This is a genomic window from Wolbachia endosymbiont (group B) of Cyclophora punctaria (assembly GCF_964028235.1).
GTDB lineage: Bacteria > Pseudomonadota > Alphaproteobacteria > Rickettsiales > Anaplasmataceae > Wolbachia.
The window spans coordinates 1,312,008-1,328,420 of record NZ_OZ034749.1; the positions used below are offsets into that span (position 1 = coordinate 1,312,008).

Sequence of the window (16,413 nt, forward strand, 5' to 3'; positions counted from 1 at the left end):
TAACAATGTATACACCTTCATTACTTTCATATAATATAAACAATACCTTCTGGTACTGACATTTGTTCAGGAGAAAATGCTGATTCTGTGCGCGTATCTATTATAGAAGCATTTATCGCATCCACACAAGCTTTGCATTCAGGATTATTATCACATTGTCCTTTGATACGATTGTCTGGACCAATTTCAAGATTGTTGTCACTTTTATCAATAATTTCTTTACATTTTGCAAACATTAAACCACTAGATTTCTTAGTAATGGCATCTTTAATCTCTCCAGAAACTGCATCAACTACTATTGAAAGCCTTGAAAAGTCAATTGGTTTTTTAGGTTCTGGACAAGCAGGGCACTCAGGACAAGGAGGTATTTCTACCTCAGGACATTTTACATCAGGACAAGGAGGTATTTTTACATCAGGACATTTTACATCAGGACATTTTACATCAGGACATTTTACATCAGGACAAGGAGGTATTTTTATATCAGGAAGCTGTATATTTAATTCGAGTCCATCACGATACGGATCAAAGTGGTTATGGCAATGTGGGTTAAAGTGGTTATGACAATGTGGATCAAAATTATGATGGTACCGTGGGTTAGTTGTGCAAGCTGTGCGCGTAGGAATGCATGAACCAACACGTGGAGATGAGGAAAAATTATAATTCATAAGAATCCTTTAAAAAATAACTATTAGATTATTATAGGATAAAAAAGTTAATGATTTAATAATTCTAAGGTTAAAACTAGCATATACAAACTTACAGTACATTTCAAAATACGATTTTAATATAGAAGATATTCGCATTGAAAAGCTTTGCCACAGCAAAATGCTGCTAAGATTTCAAGAAAAAGCTGTCAGTAGTCAAATTTATTGTATTTTAAAGCAAAATGTGAAGCACATGGAAAACCATGTGCTATTGGAAGTACGTATATCAAGAGTGAAAGAACGTACGTTTGTTAGTGATTTAAATCTAATCTCTTAGCAGAAAAAATCAAACGTATCACAAGGATTATAACATGTATCATAATAGTTATGATATGAGTTAAAATGATTGTGACACAAATTAGTAGCACAAGGTGCGTATGCAGGTGCAGAAGCTTGTGCACAGTGCGAAATTGGTGCTGGTAAAACTTGTGTTGGCACAACCTGTGTTGGCAAATTGAAAGCCGTACAAGGTGATTTTGGGAAATGACTATAATTATAAACCATAATAATCCTTAAAAAAATACTATGATATTATTATAAGTTAAAATAATTAAAGATTTAATAACTTTCATTATCAATCTAGCATAATAACCAACAAGTATGACTCAAATTTTCCTTCAGTTTTTACTATATCCTCACCAATTTTGCATACAGCCCATCTTTACTCATTAGAGAATCATGAGTTCCCACTTCTTCTACTTTCCCGCAATTAATCACTATAATCTTGTCAGTTTTGAGTGCGGTTGATAGCCTGTGCGTAATTACAATTGTTGTTCTGTTTTGCATCAACTTGCTAAGTGCTTTTTGCACTAGGTTTTCACTTTTATAATCAAGAGCAGAGGTTGCTTCATCCAGTATTAAAACCTGAGGGTTTTTGAGTATGGCTCTTGCTATTATGATGCGTTGTTTTTGTCCTTCAGAAAGTTTCAGTCCTCTTTTTCCTACAAATGTATCAAATTTATCCGGCAGCTTATCAATAAATTCCATCGCATAAGCGCTGATAGCTGCTTGCTTCACCTCTTCATATTCAGCATCTGGTTTACCATATAGTATATTTTCCATTATTGAACAAGAGAATATCATATGGTCTTGTGGCACTAAGCCAAACAACGATCTGAGGTCATTTAGCGCAATTGATTTGATGTCATGCCCATCAATAGTAATACTGCCTTCACTTGGATCGTGAAAACGGAGCAAAAGCTTTAAAATGGTGCTCTTGCCACTTCCAGATGGTCCAACAATTGATACTGATTGGCCTACCTCTATAGAAAATGATACGTTATTTAATGCTGGCTTATCAGCATAAAAAAATGTTACATCATTAAACGAAATTCTTTTTTGAACACTATTGATCCTTATAGGATTATCACTATCTAATATAGAGCTTTTCATGTTCATAAATTCAAATAAACGCTCTACAATTCCAAGACCTCGTTGCAAATCACTGATGTTATCGCTTAGATTGTTTACAGCCCCTGAAGCAAGCGCTGAATAAAACACAAATGAGGAGAGTTCTCCAATGGTCATATTATTACTTAAGACTTCTTTTATTCCAAAAAAAAGCAAAATAACTAGCGAACCTATCACACACGTGATAACTAGAGTTACTAAAATAGCACGTAAGAGTACTAATTTTACGTATGATTTTGATACTGAGTTTAGATGTTTCTGAAAACGAATTTTTTCATTTTCTTCGAGTACAAACGATTTGATAGTTATTATAGATCTAAAATTTTCCTCACTCAATGATGCAAGCTCACTTAATTTATCCTGAGCGAAGCGTGCATAATTGCGAACTTTTTTTCCAAGTGAAGTCATGATAATGAGAAGTATGGGTATTATTGCAGCTGCATATGCAGTGAGGTGCAGATTTGTGTATAATAGCATTGCAACACTACCAGTCAGTACAACAAAATTTCTCAATATTGTCAGTAAGCTGCTGTTTATTATCGATTGCAATGCAGAGGTATCAGTAATTAATGCTGAGATAACATCTTGTACGCCTGTGTTCTCAAAGAAACTCGGTTGCAAGTCAGTGATACTGCTATATAAGTCGTATCTGATTCTTGCGATAACTTTCTCGCTGCCAATGCCAATGAAATATAACCGAATAAATGCAGTGAAAGAAATGCCTAAAACTATCAGTATTGAAACTACGAGCTTGGTAGTAAAGTTATGCTCTGCGCCAGAATCAATTATGTTGCTTAAGCCCCTACCAAAAAGAAGAATCGTTAAAGCTGAAAATAGAACTGCAATAAAAGCTATGCTAAAATAATGTAGACTAGGTTTTATATAGTAAAATAGCTGCTTAATGTTAGATCGCATTTTATTTTAAAGTTAAGTATTTAGCTTCAGGAAAAAGTTACAATATTAGTTTACAGTGTACTTCGTTAGAGCAATACGTTCAAGAAACTTTAGCTTGATTTCTACTGAAGGAAAAACGCTGCGCAATTACAGGAAGATAGCAAAAGAACTGTTGGAAGGATGAGCATACCAGAGTTTAATATTCATTTTATTCCAATGTGTAACGCCACTATTCCATAGCTCATATTATAGAACTCAACATTCTTAAAGCCTACCTCTTCAATTTCCATTTTAAAATTAGTTTGAGTTGGAAATTCTCTTATGCTTCTTACTAGGTATTCGTAAGAACCCTTATCTTTAGCAACCATGCTACCAATTTTAGGAATTACTTTAAATGAGTATAAGTCATAAAATTTGGTGAATATCTCATTTTGATAATGCATAGGGGCAAACTCCAAGCAAATAAATTTCCCATCTGGCTTCAATACCCTATATGCTTCACTTAAAGCCTTTTTACGGTCAGAAAAGTTTCGAATACCAAAAGCTACTGTATAATAATCAAATTCAGAATCTTCAAATGGTAAACTCTCTGCATTTGCACATACCCAATTGAAATTTAGCTGATTTGAATTTATTGCTTTATCACGCCCTTTGTCCAGCATGTTTTGATTTATATCACATACTGTAACTTGAGTACTTGGTTCACCTCTTGCTATTCTTATAGCTATATCTCCGGTTCCTCCAGCAATATCCAAAACCTTGGAGTTCTTTTTAAAATGCACACTACTTACCATCTTCTCTTTCCATAGCCTGTGCATTCCAAGGCTCATTATATCATTCATAATGTCGTAGCGATTTGCTACAGAATCGAAAACCTCTTTAACTAATTGTGATTTATCCATATTTTATACAGAGATTAGCAGTTAAATTAATATACTAATGAGAAAAATATACTACAATTAAACATATTTAATCCAGTAAATCATTAGTGTCGACAGCTTTTTCACAAAATATCATCTCTCTTATTATTATATTATCTGTAGCAGTTGTTGATATGGCAACAGACTTATACTCAGTTGCATTGCCAAGTATTGCCAACTATTTTAAGGTGAAAGGTAATATAGCGCAGCTTACGATCAGTTTAAATTTAGTAGGAGTTGCAATATCTGGATTAATTTATGGCCCATTGTCAGACTATTATGGCAGGCGCCTAATAATGCTGATTGGTATGACAATTTTTACTTTGGCAAGTATTGTATGTTGTATAGCTGATAATATTATACTTTTAATATTAATCCGGTTTATACAAGGAGCTGGAGCTGGTGTTGCAGGCGTTGTCGGATATGCAGCAATCAGGGATATGTACTCAGGTAGTGAATACTCAAGAGTAATCTCAAAGTTAAATATGATAGTAGCACTTTCACCTGGAATAGCTCCAGTGGTAGGCAGTTATATAATTTCACATGGTTATAGTTGGAAGTTTTTGTTTTTTATCATATCACTTGCCGCAATTATTATGCTCATTTTTATTTACTTGAAGCTACAAGAAACGCTGACCGTAAATAAAAGTAAAGCCAGTATTAATATCTTCAAGCAGTATATATTAATATTTAAGAATTATCGTTTCCTTGGATTTTCAAACATTCATGGATTAACTTTCATGTGGCTTTGGGCATACATTGCTAACTACCCGTTCATATTTGAATCAATGGGCGTTGAAGTACAATATTTTGGCTATCTCATATCAATCATAGTTATATTTTACATAATTGGAACTTTAATTAATAGAAGGTACGTACCAAAAATAGGAGTGAGCAAGATGTTAATAATAGGTTTGGTATTACCGATGATATCGGATGGTTTATTGGTATATTTTTATCTCGCAAACAAGTTAAGTGTACTTATTCTGCAAGTTCTTTGGATTCCGAGCAATATCGGGCTTGCACTCGTAATCAGCAATAACGTAACTTCTGCTTTAGAAACAATCAAGGGTATAGGGCTTGGTAGTGCAGTCCTCTCATTCTGCAATATGATGTTTGGAGCTATTGGAATATATATAGTAGGAAAATTTTTTCACTATAGTATTTTACCAAATTTACTGTTAACAGTTGCATGTTCTATAATTGCAATTCTTATATATAGTTTACTTAAATATACTGAAAAACACAGAGAAGGCTGATTACAATAGATTTCTTATATAACCTTATGAAGGTGTAATTTCGGTATGTGGTGCTGGCATCCAGAGAACTTTATCTGCAGAGTTCATTGATTATTAGCAACTGTACCATGATAATACAATTTCTATAGAAAAGTTCAGATGAGTGGCAATTTTATTGATTATACACATTTTAACAGCTCCCTAAATCAGGGTGAGAAAGTTCGATTAGCTGAAAAGACTCACAAAGTTAGGGAAATCTTCTTAAAATATATCAGCAATGATGTTCATAATATGTCAGTTGAGGTTCTTAACACCTATGATTTTGGAAAAGAATATAATGATATATTTAAACAACCAAACAGTATTCATGTACAATTTGGAGATGTTGGAGATAAAGTATTAATTTACTCATGGCCTCGTTACAACGAGTTTGATGAAAGTAAATGGAAAAATTTTTTATCACAACTAACAAAGGATCATAATCTAAAATTTATTGGAACTGGGCCACTTGAGTTTAAATATGAAGGTTTTAATTACAGTGTGTATCCTCCAGCTTTCAACTTTTCACAAAAAGAAATATCTTCAAGACAAATCAATAAAGTTTATACCCTTTTCAAAGCGACAATTTCTGATGATTATAAAGATTATGAACCTTTAGCTTTCAGCTTTTCACAAGAAGAAGTAAATAAAATTATAGAAAATATTAAAAGATCTCATAAGTCAATAAAAAAGCAAGTCATTGACCATTACCAATCATCAGGAAAAGATTTTGTTAAAAATGATTTAGACTTCATAAAGATTGGTACCGATATAAATAATAAAACAAGATTTAGTTCTGTAATATATTTTAACAAACCCAATGGTGTTAATGAAATTAAACTAGAATTATATAAAGCGACTCCCTTACACTTATTTGCTAAGCTTGGGGACAGTTTTTCTCAGCAGCTAGAAGATGATCTAGATAAGGGGGCAGATGTTAATGCAATAGATGAAAGTGAAAAGACCCCTTTACATTATGCTGCTAAAAATGGTCATATAGACATAGTAAAAATTCTATTAGCAGTAGACGGAATCGCTATCAATGTAAAAGACAAGGATGAAAAAACTCCTTTTGATTTAGCTAAAACAGAAGAAATAAAAGCTCTATTAAAAAAAGCCGCAGAAAAAACTGATGACAGTTCAGTATCGACAGATAGTGAAGGAGATCAAGAGGAAGATGCTGGACAAGAAGGTAATGTCCAACCAGTTACACAAGAGCAAGACCCAAAGGAAGAACAACAGGAGATCAGTGCAGAAGAAGAAAGTGATGTAAAAATTGAAGCTGCTGATAATGGACATTCTATTGACATAACACTTACACAAAATGGTGTTAGTCCACGAAGTGAATCATCAACAAATGAAGAACAGCCAAGCTCTTTTTTTAGTAGTTTGTTTGGTATACTGATTAAACCTTTTTCTTTAATAAGATCATTTTTGGGTGGATTTTTTTCATGGTTGTTTGGATCTGATGAACCATCAACTGAATCTGATCAAATAATTGCACCAAGTAACTCAGGAGGAGAGGAGCTAACAAACTATCAAGAGGGTGATAATAATATTATATAATAGATTTCTTGCATAACTGGAATGCAAAAAAAAATCAGTTGATGTCATGAAAGTAGCTGACACTGGCACCCAGTTAAATTTACGGAGTATAATGGATTTCAGCGTCAAGCACACAGCTGTACGAACATTCATTTTTGCAGGTAAATTGCACAGCAAATGGTGTCATTCCAGTGCTTGACACTGGCATCCAGTCCTTTCACAGAGTTCCATCCAAAACGTTGTAAAGTGTTTACCAACTTAGGCCCAATCTGGATTCCAGTGTCAAGCACTGGAATGACACCGTCTGCTACGCGAATTGCCCACAAACCACAATGTTCGTACAGCTGTGACTGGAATGACAAGAAAGGGAGCAATGACTTGCACATTCCCCTGAACAGATACCTTGACATTAAAGTTTCTAGGTTTGAGTAGTGAAATCCGATCAGTATGAAAATTAGCAAACTCCTTTTTATTCGCTGTAGAATAAAATTTTTTATTTTAATGAAAAAATTGCTTCCGCATACTCAAGATGCCATTATAATGATGGTAGAGATATTTAGAGAGCTCAAAATCTATCTTGGTCTGCAGACCTTTTAACCAATTTTTCAATAAAAATTCAGCCACATCTGTTGTGTGTACATTCTGAATCTTTTTTATACAGGAGGATTTTATGTCCAGAATTCCAGATATTTGACCTTTACTTTAGCTAATAACAGGCGCCTGTAGTTTTTAGAATTAGTGTTAACACGGTTTTTCTACTTTTTTTTCTTAATGTTTTAACTCAATACACACCATCATCATTTACTGCTTCTAAATATATCATTGCTAAACACACGCCGCTGTGTATTTCTATAGATAACTCATTGCCTAAACTTCGATTAAAGCAAGAATTCTTTCCTGGAAAAGCAAGGTTACTAAGGTACAGTTCCCATTGTAATCCTTTAGTTGATATTTGAGCTTTCGGTATACCAAGTAAGGATATTTTAGTATTTTTTAGCAAAGAGGAAAAATAGCTAATACCTTTTTGTAAGGCGTACCCCACCGTGGGAGGCGAAGGCATATAAAAGATACTATCTGTACTTAAAAAAAAGTTAATATTTTGTAGTATATGATCAATTGCTCCTCCAGTAATACCCGTTACTATTGATGGCAATAACTTTACTGTTTTTAAGTGAGCCATTGCTTTAGAAAAGTCGCAATAATCTTGATCAGGTAGATATACTGTATTTAAATTAGCACGTAAATTCGGATTTATACTATCCAAATCTCCTATTACAAGATCAGGTTTTACGCCAATTGATAGAAGCTTATTTGCTCCTCCATCTACAGCAATAACAGGTATATCTTGTTTAAAAAACGATGAATCAGGTATTTCTCCATTTAGTACTACAATAGAACGATATTCTTGCTCCACGCTACAATGTAGCATATGGTTATAAAACGCTTCGTGCAGTTTTTGCATCGTAGTAACATTTTTGAACAATTGATATTATACTGATCACTAATCCAGCAATATTACTGAGTATCACAAAAGTTAAACCCTGACAAATACCGTAAATAAGCCAAGATGATGAACAAATAAGATAATTCACTAACATTAGCATCGATACGTCACGAGTAAGTTTTGTGATATATGACCTTACCCAGAAAAAGTAGACAGAAAGTTAAGACGTTTTTGAAGTAAAATAAAACGTTTTTTCAAAGAGGTGTGGTATGACAAAAAGAAAAGAATATACAGCAGAATTCAAAATTGAAGCTATAAGACTAGTAAAAGAAACAGGTCAATCATCAGCAAAAATAGCAAGAGATTTGGGTATTAGCGGTGATTCATTAAGCAGATGGGTAAAAACATACAATGATAGAATGTCTGGAGTAGATGCGTTTCCAGGAAAAGGGAAAGTAGCTCATTGTGACAAAGAAAAGTTTTATTTAAAGAAAGAGCTGGCAAGAGTAACGAGGGAAAGAGACATTTTAAAAAAAGCCCTGGGATATTTTGCAAACCAAAAAGAGTAAAATATTCTTTTATAAAAGAACATGAAAACTGCTATAAAATACGGGAATTATGCAGATTTTTGAACGTATCTGCTTGTGGTTATTATAAATGGATTACTAAGGAAAAAAACAACAAAAAATCAATAAGAGAAGAGCTCATACAAGATATTCAGAAGGTATATCGAGCATCACAATGCAGATACGGAGCTCCTAAAATTCACGCTGAATTAAAGGCTTTAGGTAAAAATTATAACATCAAAACAGTGCAAAATGTTATGCAGAAAAATGGCATTCAAGCTAAGCTTAGACGAAAGTTTAAAAGTAAAAAACCACAAATAGACAATAGAGTTATAACTCCTAACATATTAAATCAGAATTTCATCGCTGATCAACCTAACAAGATATGGGTAACTGATATTACGTACATAAAAACTAATGAAGGATGGTTATATTTGGCAGCAATAATAGATTTATATTCACGCATGGTGATTGGCTGGTCAATGAGTAATGCAGTAAATAGGCAATTAGTTATAGATGCGTTATTCATGGCTATTGGTAGGCGCAAATCTGCTAAAAATCTACTATTTCATAGCGATCAAGGATCGCAATACACCTCTAAAAATTATCAATTTTTACTAAGTACAAAAAATATTACTTCTAGTATGAGTCACAAAGGTTGTTGTTATGATAATGCTGTTTCAGAGAGCTTTTTTAGTTCACTTAAGAGAGAGTTACTCATTGATACTTCACAACACTCTGCACAACAAGCTAAAACCGCAATATTTGAATATATAGAAATTTTTTATAATAAACAGCGTAGACATTCTACTATTAACTATTGCATTCCTGAGCTTTTTGATTCATCATTCTCATAGCAAAAACGTCTTAACTTTCTGTCTACTTTTTCTGGGTAAGGTCAATATGCTCTATATACTTGAGGCAATAACCCAATGAGAGATGTAATGAACGCGATGAAGCCAAAGCATTCTTCAATATTTATATACATACATTTTCCTACGTTTGTTTTAACAAGATCAGGTTCAAAGGGTTGTACTTTATGTACTCTCAGCTTTTTTAGAGCACCCCTAATGCGTGTAATTTATAACATCATTTAGTCTATTAATCAAGAAATTAACAGTGACTTGCATTCATGAAACCCAATCGGCTTCTATGCTAATTATTATCCAAACTAATAGTCGGCTGTGCATCCTGCTCAGAGATCAGAGCAACTAGCAAATTGTTTATCAATTGAACCTTTTGTTTTCCATCCAATTGTAAGCTTTTATTTTTTTCAAAATGGGCTATTACTTCTTCGATAATTCCTATTGCATTTTGCACTATATGCCTTCTTGCAGAGGTGATGGCATGCGCTTGTTGACGCCTCAGCATTGCTTGTGCAATCTCAGATGAATAGGCCAAATGCGATATTCTCGCTTCTGCAATTTCAATTCCAGCAATATTCAATCTTTGTTGTAGCATTGATCTCAATTCATTTGAAATTTTATCAGAATTTTTACGCAAAGATTCCTCATCGTTTTCGCTATCATACGGATAATTACTTGCCATTTCTCTAATTACCGAGTCACTTTGCACAAAAACGAATTCATGATAATTATTAACATTATAATATGCCTTTGCAGGACTGCTAACTTTCCAAACAATTACTACTGAAATCTCTATCGGACTTCCATTAGCATCATTAACTTTAATTTTTTCTGTGTTAATATTCTGAAATTTCAGAGACACTCTATATTTACTCGAAAACGGAAGCGTTACACATATTCCAGACTTAAAATAAGTTCCAATATAATGACCAAAAAACTCTATCACTCTTGCTTCATTAGGGTCATTAACGAAAAGTGCCTGAAGAAAAGTCAAAATTGAAACAGCAGCAACTCCAAGTGCAATTGTGCTGTCATACACAAAAAGTACCAATAAAATTAACCCTAGCGCTATTAGTACAGGAAAAGCCCGAATTTTACTTAGATTTCTATCACTTATCGTATTTTTATCTGTGCTGTCTTTATCAGATTGCTTTTTCACTTGCACCCTCTCTGCTGATTATTTCATCTACCTTACTTACAAATAATTTAAACTCTCTTAATTCACGATCAGGCAACTTTATCTCATTGCCATGAGCTATCGTAAGCGGATCAATATGTTTACCATTATATATAACTTCATAATGTAAATGAGGTCCTGTTGCAACACCAGTGCTGCCGACATAAGCAATGATCTGCCCCTTCTTTACTTTAGAGCCTAACTTTATATCGCTACTAAATTTGCTTATATGTGCGTAACAAGTTGAATATTCATTTTTGTGTTTTATTTTGATGTAATTTCCATAGCCACCATTCTTTCCTATATATTCTACCACACCCTCTGCAGCAGCATATATGGGACTGCCAAGCTTAGCTGCATAATCTACTCCTTTGTGAAAAGCAATTTTACCGCGAACAGGATGCTTTCTATTACCAAATTTCGAAGATATACGATAATCTCCATTCAAAGGACTTACGAAACTCTTTAAGCTTACACCCTCTTTATTAAAATACCTTTCTTTGCCGTCTTGCGATTTATAATGATATAAGCTAATGGCTTTATTGTTTGTTGTCAGTGAAGTATATAAAATTTTTTCTTCAGCTTTCTGATTACCGAGTGATTTCTCAAAAAGAACCTCCAACTTACCTTTTGGCACAATGTCTTTTTTAAAACCTATACCAAAATCTTTATATACGTTGATTAATTTCATCACCGTATTTGGCGCCAAACCTCCTGCATCAAAAAAAGAGGATTTTATGTCACTGGATATGAATGATAGCTTTCTATCACTTTCTGTCACCAAAGCAGCTTTTTTTTTCCTGATCCCGTCTTGGAATAACACTGGAGAGTGGGTTAGTGTCATTCCAGTGCTTGACACTGGAATCCAGCTTTTTAATCGAAAATGTTGTATAGCGTACTGTTTATAATCAATTTTGCTAGATTCCAGTGTCTGGGCACTGGAATGACAATAGTCTTTCTGCACAAATGTTTCAGTTGCATATGCTGGTAAAATACAAAGCAGTGGAAGTATTACCAGCCTCATAGTTTATCAGCAAAAATAAAATTACCTTCAACATACTGCACATCATCATTATCTTCTAGCTCTTCAACTAATATAGATAATTTATCAATTAATTCTTTGTCGCTAACTTCAATCAGGTCCTTTGGTTGCCATGAAAGACGAGCAAGTTCTGGTTCTCCAAATTTTGTATAGAAAGCGTCACGTACTTTACCAAAGTCTTTTACTTCACAAGTTATAACATATAATTCTTCTTTGTTATTTTCCTCAACATTCAATACTTCTAATTCAATTCCATAGTTAAATAAATCTTCAAAATTTATACCCTCTGCTTTATAGACAATTAAGCCTACATGATCGAAAAGGTAACTCACACATCCTGTTTCTCCCAAATTACCGCCTTTGCGAGAAAAGATATAACGTATCTCAGAAGCAGTTCGGTTGCGATTATTTGTCAGAGCATGGACAATAAGTGCAGCACCAGAAGGTCCGCAGCCTTCATATTGTATTTCTTCATAACTTTCTCCAGCAACGTTACCAGCTGCATTTTTTATTGCTGTTTCTATTTTATCTTTTGGTAGATTTTCCTTTCGCGCAGCAAAGATAGCAGAGCGAAGACGTGGATTGAGTTCGGGATCAGGCAGCCCTTGTTTTGCAGCAACTGTTATTTCCCTAATGAGCTTCGTAAATTTTTGCGAGCGCTTTGCATCCTGAGCACCTTTTCGATGTTTTATATTTGAAAACTGTGAATGACCAGCCATAAGAAAACTAATTAACCCCTTCTACTAACATATTTTCATACTGCTCAGCTTCTAAGTCAAGGCCAAGAGCTAAGTGAGCTGTTATTAAATAACTAATAACTCTAGAAGAATATTTAGAATATTTATCGCTTATCATATTTTGAAAACGCTTAATTGCTGCTAAATATTCACCACGCTTTAGGTAAAATTCACCAATAGAATACTCTTTTTTTGATATATGTTCTGTGATTAATTTTTCTTTTTCTTTGATCTCTTCTATATATTCGCTATTCGGAAAAAGATTAATATATTCAGTAGCTAGCTCTAAAGTTTTATATGCAATTTGTTGCCCAAGCTGCACTTTGTTAATTTGCATGTAATAAGATAATACTCTTAAGTAATATACATATGGCAAATCTTCACCATTTGGATAAACGTATATATAATCATCCATATCACTTGCAGCACCGCTGTATTTACCCATATTATAGTGAGAAAACCCAGACAATAATTTGGCTTTCATTGCCCAATAAGATAAAGGATACAAATCCTCTATCTTTTGAAATGCTCTAATAGCTTGCTTATATTTTTTCTGATCATAAAGCTTAACTGCCTCCTCATATAGTTCAGTTTCAGTGTGTTCAAGGTCATTCGCATATAACTGCGTAAAGTGGCAAATTAGAAGAAAAAAGCATATGATTAAAGTCTTATACATAAGATTTTTTTTGATCAAAATAAAGTATAGACTAAATATTACCTAAATAAACAAATTTTTGGCATTATCATCGAGCAAAAACCTGCCCTTCCCGTATATTACCTATACCAGCACCTGTTGAAACACCTTTTCCACTCACTTCTACGTTCTCTAGCTTTCTAATATAAGAATGTATGATCAATCCACTTCCGACCATCAAAAGAGCAATACCTACTAGACCTAAAGCAGGTCCAACAGCAGATAATGCTACTTCAGAAATCAACATTATCCTCCTGACTAGTAATAAAGAAGAACCAGCAAGCATTAACTTAGCTGTAGACATATTGCTTGTCTTTTTTTCAGATTTCTCATCAAAGCCTTGATCTTTTTCTACTTCAGAATTTTTATTTTTCTTGTACTCACAATAGCAAAAAGTAGCACTCGCTACAAAGTAGAATATACTAGAAATTGAAAAAGCTACGTCTTCTATTATTCCTTGTGCCAATGCTTCGCTTACTATGCTAGCCACAATAACTAATGTAACTAAAGCAGCATCAGCATAGTTACAGTAATCATCAACTGTATAAGGAATATCTCTCTTTTCTTTTTCTCCATCTTCAATATTCTCCAACTCTCGTTCTTTTTCTGCTATTTTTCTATTATTATAAATTAAATATAGCGTGCAAATAAGAGATAAGACTGTGAAAGGTAATATAATATGGCCTAATGCACCGCTTATAAGGCCAAGTAATACCTGATCGCTACATGTTTTTTCGAGCTCAATTGCCATCAGCAATGCAAATGGAACCATTGTTGCCAATGATACACATTTTCTATTTAGCTCTCTTTTTTTTAACGTTAATAACTCCTGTTCCAGCTTCTGCTTTTTTTTTCCTTCTTCAAGTATTAATAATTCTTGCTCAAGTTTTTTTCTCTTTTTTTCTTCTTCATCAACTGTTGACCAGAAATCTCGAAAAAAATCCTCTATTTTAATATCTTTCTCAGAACTTGATCTCTTAAAGGAAGACTCAGTATTAAAGCTATCTATAATAATACCAGTCATACAAACTTGACTAATTTATAAACTAATACATTATACAGGATTTTAACTAATCAGTCAATATTGTGAAATTATTAACTTTCTTTGTATACTCTTAAGCAATTTAGTCAATCTGTTTGATGCTAGCTAGAACGTAATTATAGCCTGACCACATAGTCATAACAGCTGCAGCCCATAAGCAAATCACACCTGCATATCGAATTTTCTCATAATCACTCATTATTAGCGCTACCACAGCAATCATCTGCAAAAATGTTTTAATTTTTCCAGCCTTACTCACAGGTAGGCTAACGTTTGTAGCTATCAAAAACTCCCGCATACCTGAAACTAATATCTCCCTACAAACAATTATAACTGACGGTATAATTGTAATATCATCTATCTTGTGCTTATAAACTAGCATGATTATTGTTGAAGCTACTACTAACTTGTCGGCAATTGGATCAAATAACTTGCCAAAATTCGATTGGACTTTCCATGCACGTGCTAAATAACCATCAAAAAAATCTGTAATGCACGCAAACATAAAGATCAATATTGTTATTAGACTTGCATATTTACTTTCTATATAAAAGCTTGATATTATTGCCGGTATCGCGAGCGCACGAGAAATTGTTAGCAAATTAGGCACGTTTTTCTTAAGCATGTAAGTCACACTATTGGTAGATAAACTTATACAGAAGTACAGCAGAATTCACAAGCTAATAGTTGAACATTCATAAAAACCCCATATACTTAAAAAATTACTAACAATAAGCTCAAAGCATGAATAATAATTTAGATAACACCACAAAACAAGAAGCACTTAAGTACCATAATAAAAGTGGTAAACCTGGTAAGGTATCGGTTATACCAACAAAACCCTTATCCACACAGCATGACCTATCACTTGCTTATTCCCCTGGTGTTGCAGCCCCATGCCTTGCAATAGCTAAAAATCCTAAAGCTGTTTATGATTACACGGCAAAAAGCAATTATGTGGCTGTCATTTCAAATGGCACCGCAGTGCTGGGACTTGGCAATATCGGTCCTCTTGCTTCAAAACCCGTCATGGAAGGCAAAGCTGTTTTATTTAAGCGTTTTGCTGACATTGATGCAATTGATATAGAAGTTGACACAGAAAACATAGAAGATTTCATCAATGCAGTAAGGTATCTTGGTCCAAGTTGGGGGGGAATAAATTTAGAAGATATAAAATCTCCTGATTGTTTCATAATAGAAAAACGTCTAAATGAATTGATGGATATTCCGGTTTTTCATGATGATCAACATGGAACTGCAGTAGTTGTTGCAGCTGGTATAGAAAATGCCCTCGATATTGCTGGAAAGAAATTAGAGAATGTCAAGATCATCATGAATGGTGCTGGAGCAGCTGGTATTACGTGTTTGGAAATACTGAAGTCTATGGGTGCTAAGAACATAGTACTATGTGACAAACAAGGAGTAATACACAAAGACAGAAAAGAGGATATGAATGAGTGGAAGGAAAAATATGCAATTGACACTAAAGAACGTTCTCTACTTGATGCCATAAAAGGCGCTGATATATTCATCGGACTATCCGCAAAGGATGTGCTTAGCGAAGAGATGTTAAAAAGCATGGGTAAAGACCCGATCATTTTTGCTCTTGCTAACCCTGATCCAGAAGTAAGGCCTGAATTTGCAAAATCTGTAAGGCCAGATGCAATAATTGCAACTGGTAGGTCAGACTATAACAACCAAGTCAATAACGTAATGGGATTTCCTTACATATTCAGAGGAGCACTCGACGTACATGCAACGACAATAAATGATGAAATGAAAATTGCTGCTGCAGATGCAATAGCAAAGCTTGCCCGCGAATCAGTGCCAAATGAGATATCTGCAGCCTATGGCGGTCGTAAAATGAGCTATGGACGTGAATATATAATACCTACTCCATTTGATCCAAGATTAATTTCTATAGTATCTCCTGCTGTTGCAAAAGCTGCAGTTACTTCAGGTGTGGCAAGAAAGGAAATAGAGAACTGGAATAAGTATGAAAGCCAATTAAAATCTCGTCTTGCTAGTGCTCTAAGCACGCTGAATCTATTGTCTTCACAATAATTAATTGCGTATTTTAGACTTATAATTA

General features: G+C 33.9%; 16 protein-coding genes and 1 riboswitch. Of the genes, 5 read left to right on the plus strand and 11 right to left on the minus strand.

Annotated features, from left to right (window positions below; genetic code table 11):
- Window positions 1-26: 26 nt before the first annotated feature.
- From ABWU33_RS06215 to ubiE, 3 genes are all read right to left on the minus strand, one after another.
- Entirely contained in the window at window positions 27-668 is a 642-nt protein-coding gene (locus ABWU33_RS06215; protein ID WP_353280648.1) for a hypothetical protein, read from the minus strand.
- Window positions 669-1,334: 666 nt separating this feature from the next.
- Window positions 1,335-3,032 (minus strand): ABC transporter ATP-binding protein, encoded by a 1,698-nt coding sequence (locus ABWU33_RS06220; protein ID WP_353280649.1) that lies wholly within the window; start codon window positions 3,030-3,032, stop codon window positions 1,335-1,337.
- A 182-nt stretch (window positions 3,033-3,214) separates the two neighbouring features.
- Window positions 3,215-3,913 carry a bifunctional demethylmenaquinone methyltransferase/2-methoxy-6-polyprenyl-1,4-benzoquinol methylase UbiE gene (ubiE, locus tag ABWU33_RS06225; RefSeq protein WP_211907911.1) on the minus strand — a complete coding sequence of 233 codons (699 nt, stop codon included), beginning with the start codon at window positions 3,911-3,913 and terminating at the stop codon, window positions 3,215-3,217.
- Between the two features lie 125 nt (window positions 3,914-4,038).
- On the opposite strand from ubiE, the gene ABWU33_RS06230 reads away from it, so the two are divergent.
- Together ABWU33_RS06230 and ABWU33_RS06235 are read left to right on the plus strand one after the other, a co-directional pair.
- Window positions 4,039-5,190: a Bcr/CflA family efflux MFS transporter gene (locus ABWU33_RS06230; RefSeq protein WP_211908763.1), complete on the plus strand. Its 1,152-nt coding sequence runs from the start codon at window positions 4,039-4,041 to the stop codon at window positions 5,188-5,190.
- 138 nt (window positions 5,191-5,328) lie between these two features.
- The gene (locus tag ABWU33_RS06235; RefSeq protein WP_211907910.1) at window positions 5,329-6,774 is read left to right on the plus strand and encodes an ankyrin repeat domain-containing protein; all 1,446 of its coding nucleotides are present in this window, start codon (window positions 5,329-5,331) and stop codon (window positions 6,772-6,774) included.
- Between the two features lie 760 nt (window positions 6,775-7,534).
- Here the strand turns inward: ABWU33_RS06235 and ABWU33_RS06240 are convergent.
- Together ABWU33_RS06240 and ABWU33_RS06245 are read right to left on the minus strand one after the other, a co-directional pair.
- Window positions 7,535-8,215 carry a thiamine diphosphokinase gene (locus tag ABWU33_RS06240; RefSeq protein WP_211907909.1) on the minus strand — a complete coding sequence of 227 codons (681 nt, stop codon included), beginning with the start codon at window positions 8,213-8,215 and terminating at the stop codon, window positions 7,535-7,537.
- On the minus strand, window positions 8,187-8,357 hold the full coding sequence (locus tag ABWU33_RS06245; protein WP_353280650.1) for a SemiSWEET family transporter: 171 nt from the start codon (window positions 8,355-8,357) through the stop codon (window positions 8,187-8,189). Before ABWU33_RS06245 ends, ABWU33_RS06240 begins: the two co-directional genes overlap by 29 nt.
- Before the next feature lie 109 nt (window positions 8,358-8,466).
- On the opposite strand from ABWU33_RS06245, the gene ABWU33_RS06250 reads away from it, so the two are divergent.
- Both ABWU33_RS06250 and ABWU33_RS06255 read left to right on the plus strand, forming a co-directional pair.
- Complete coding sequence (locus ABWU33_RS06250) at window positions 8,467-8,766, plus strand: transposase (RefSeq protein WP_353280344.1); 300 nt, start codon at window positions 8,467-8,469, stop codon at window positions 8,764-8,766.
- Window positions 8,742-9,620, plus strand: coding sequence for an IS3 family transposase (locus tag ABWU33_RS06255; RefSeq protein WP_353273672.1), 879 nt, complete (start codon window positions 8,742-8,744; stop codon window positions 9,618-9,620). Before ABWU33_RS06250 ends, ABWU33_RS06255 begins: the two co-directional genes overlap by 25 nt.
- Window positions 9,621-9,739: 119 nt before the next feature.
- Window positions 9,740-9,842, minus strand: a riboswitch (TPP riboswitch).
- Between the two features lie 76 nt (window positions 9,843-9,918).
- Here ABWU33_RS06255 and ABWU33_RS06260 read toward each other — a convergent pair.
- The 6 genes from ABWU33_RS06260 to pgsA form a co-directional block, all read right to left on the minus strand.
- Window positions 9,919-10,788, minus strand: coding sequence for an SPFH domain-containing protein (locus ABWU33_RS06260; protein WP_353280651.1), 870 nt, complete (start codon window positions 10,786-10,788; stop codon window positions 9,919-9,921).
- Complete coding sequence (locus tag ABWU33_RS06265) at window positions 10,772-11,830, minus strand: M23 family metallopeptidase (RefSeq protein WP_353280652.1); 1,059 nt, start codon at window positions 11,828-11,830, stop codon at window positions 10,772-10,774. Before ABWU33_RS06265 ends, ABWU33_RS06260 begins: the two co-directional genes overlap by 17 nt.
- Window positions 11,827-12,567, minus strand: a complete 741-nt coding sequence (locus ABWU33_RS06270; protein ID WP_211907905.1) for a YebC/PmpR family DNA-binding transcriptional regulator — start codon at window positions 12,565-12,567, stop codon at window positions 11,827-11,829. Before ABWU33_RS06270 ends, ABWU33_RS06265 begins: the two co-directional genes overlap by 4 nt.
- Window positions 12,568-12,574: 7 nt before the next feature.
- The gene (bamD, locus tag ABWU33_RS06275) at window positions 12,575-13,261 is read right to left on the minus strand and encodes an outer membrane protein assembly factor BamD (RefSeq protein ID WP_353280653.1); all 687 of its coding nucleotides are present in this window, start codon (window positions 13,259-13,261) and stop codon (window positions 12,575-12,577) included.
- 67 nt (window positions 13,262-13,328) lie between these two features.
- A complete protein-coding gene (locus ABWU33_RS06280; RefSeq protein ID WP_250120318.1) occupies window positions 13,329-14,303 on the minus strand; it encodes a hypothetical protein in 975 nt (324 codons plus the stop codon).
- 100 nt (window positions 14,304-14,403) lie between these two features.
- On the minus strand, window positions 14,404-14,946 hold the full coding sequence (gene pgsA / locus ABWU33_RS06285) for a CDP-diacylglycerol--glycerol-3-phosphate 3-phosphatidyltransferase (protein WP_250120317.1): 543 nt from the start codon (window positions 14,944-14,946) through the stop codon (window positions 14,404-14,406).
- A gap of 119 nt (window positions 14,947-15,065) precedes the next feature.
- Here pgsA and ABWU33_RS06290 point away from each other — a divergent pair, with 119 nt between their 5' ends.
- The gene (locus ABWU33_RS06290) at window positions 15,066-16,385 is read left to right on the plus strand and encodes a malic enzyme-like NAD(P)-binding protein (protein WP_353280654.1); all 1,320 of its coding nucleotides are present in this window, start codon (window positions 15,066-15,068) and stop codon (window positions 16,383-16,385) included.
- The last annotated feature ends 28 nt before the right edge of the window (window positions 16,386-16,413 follow it).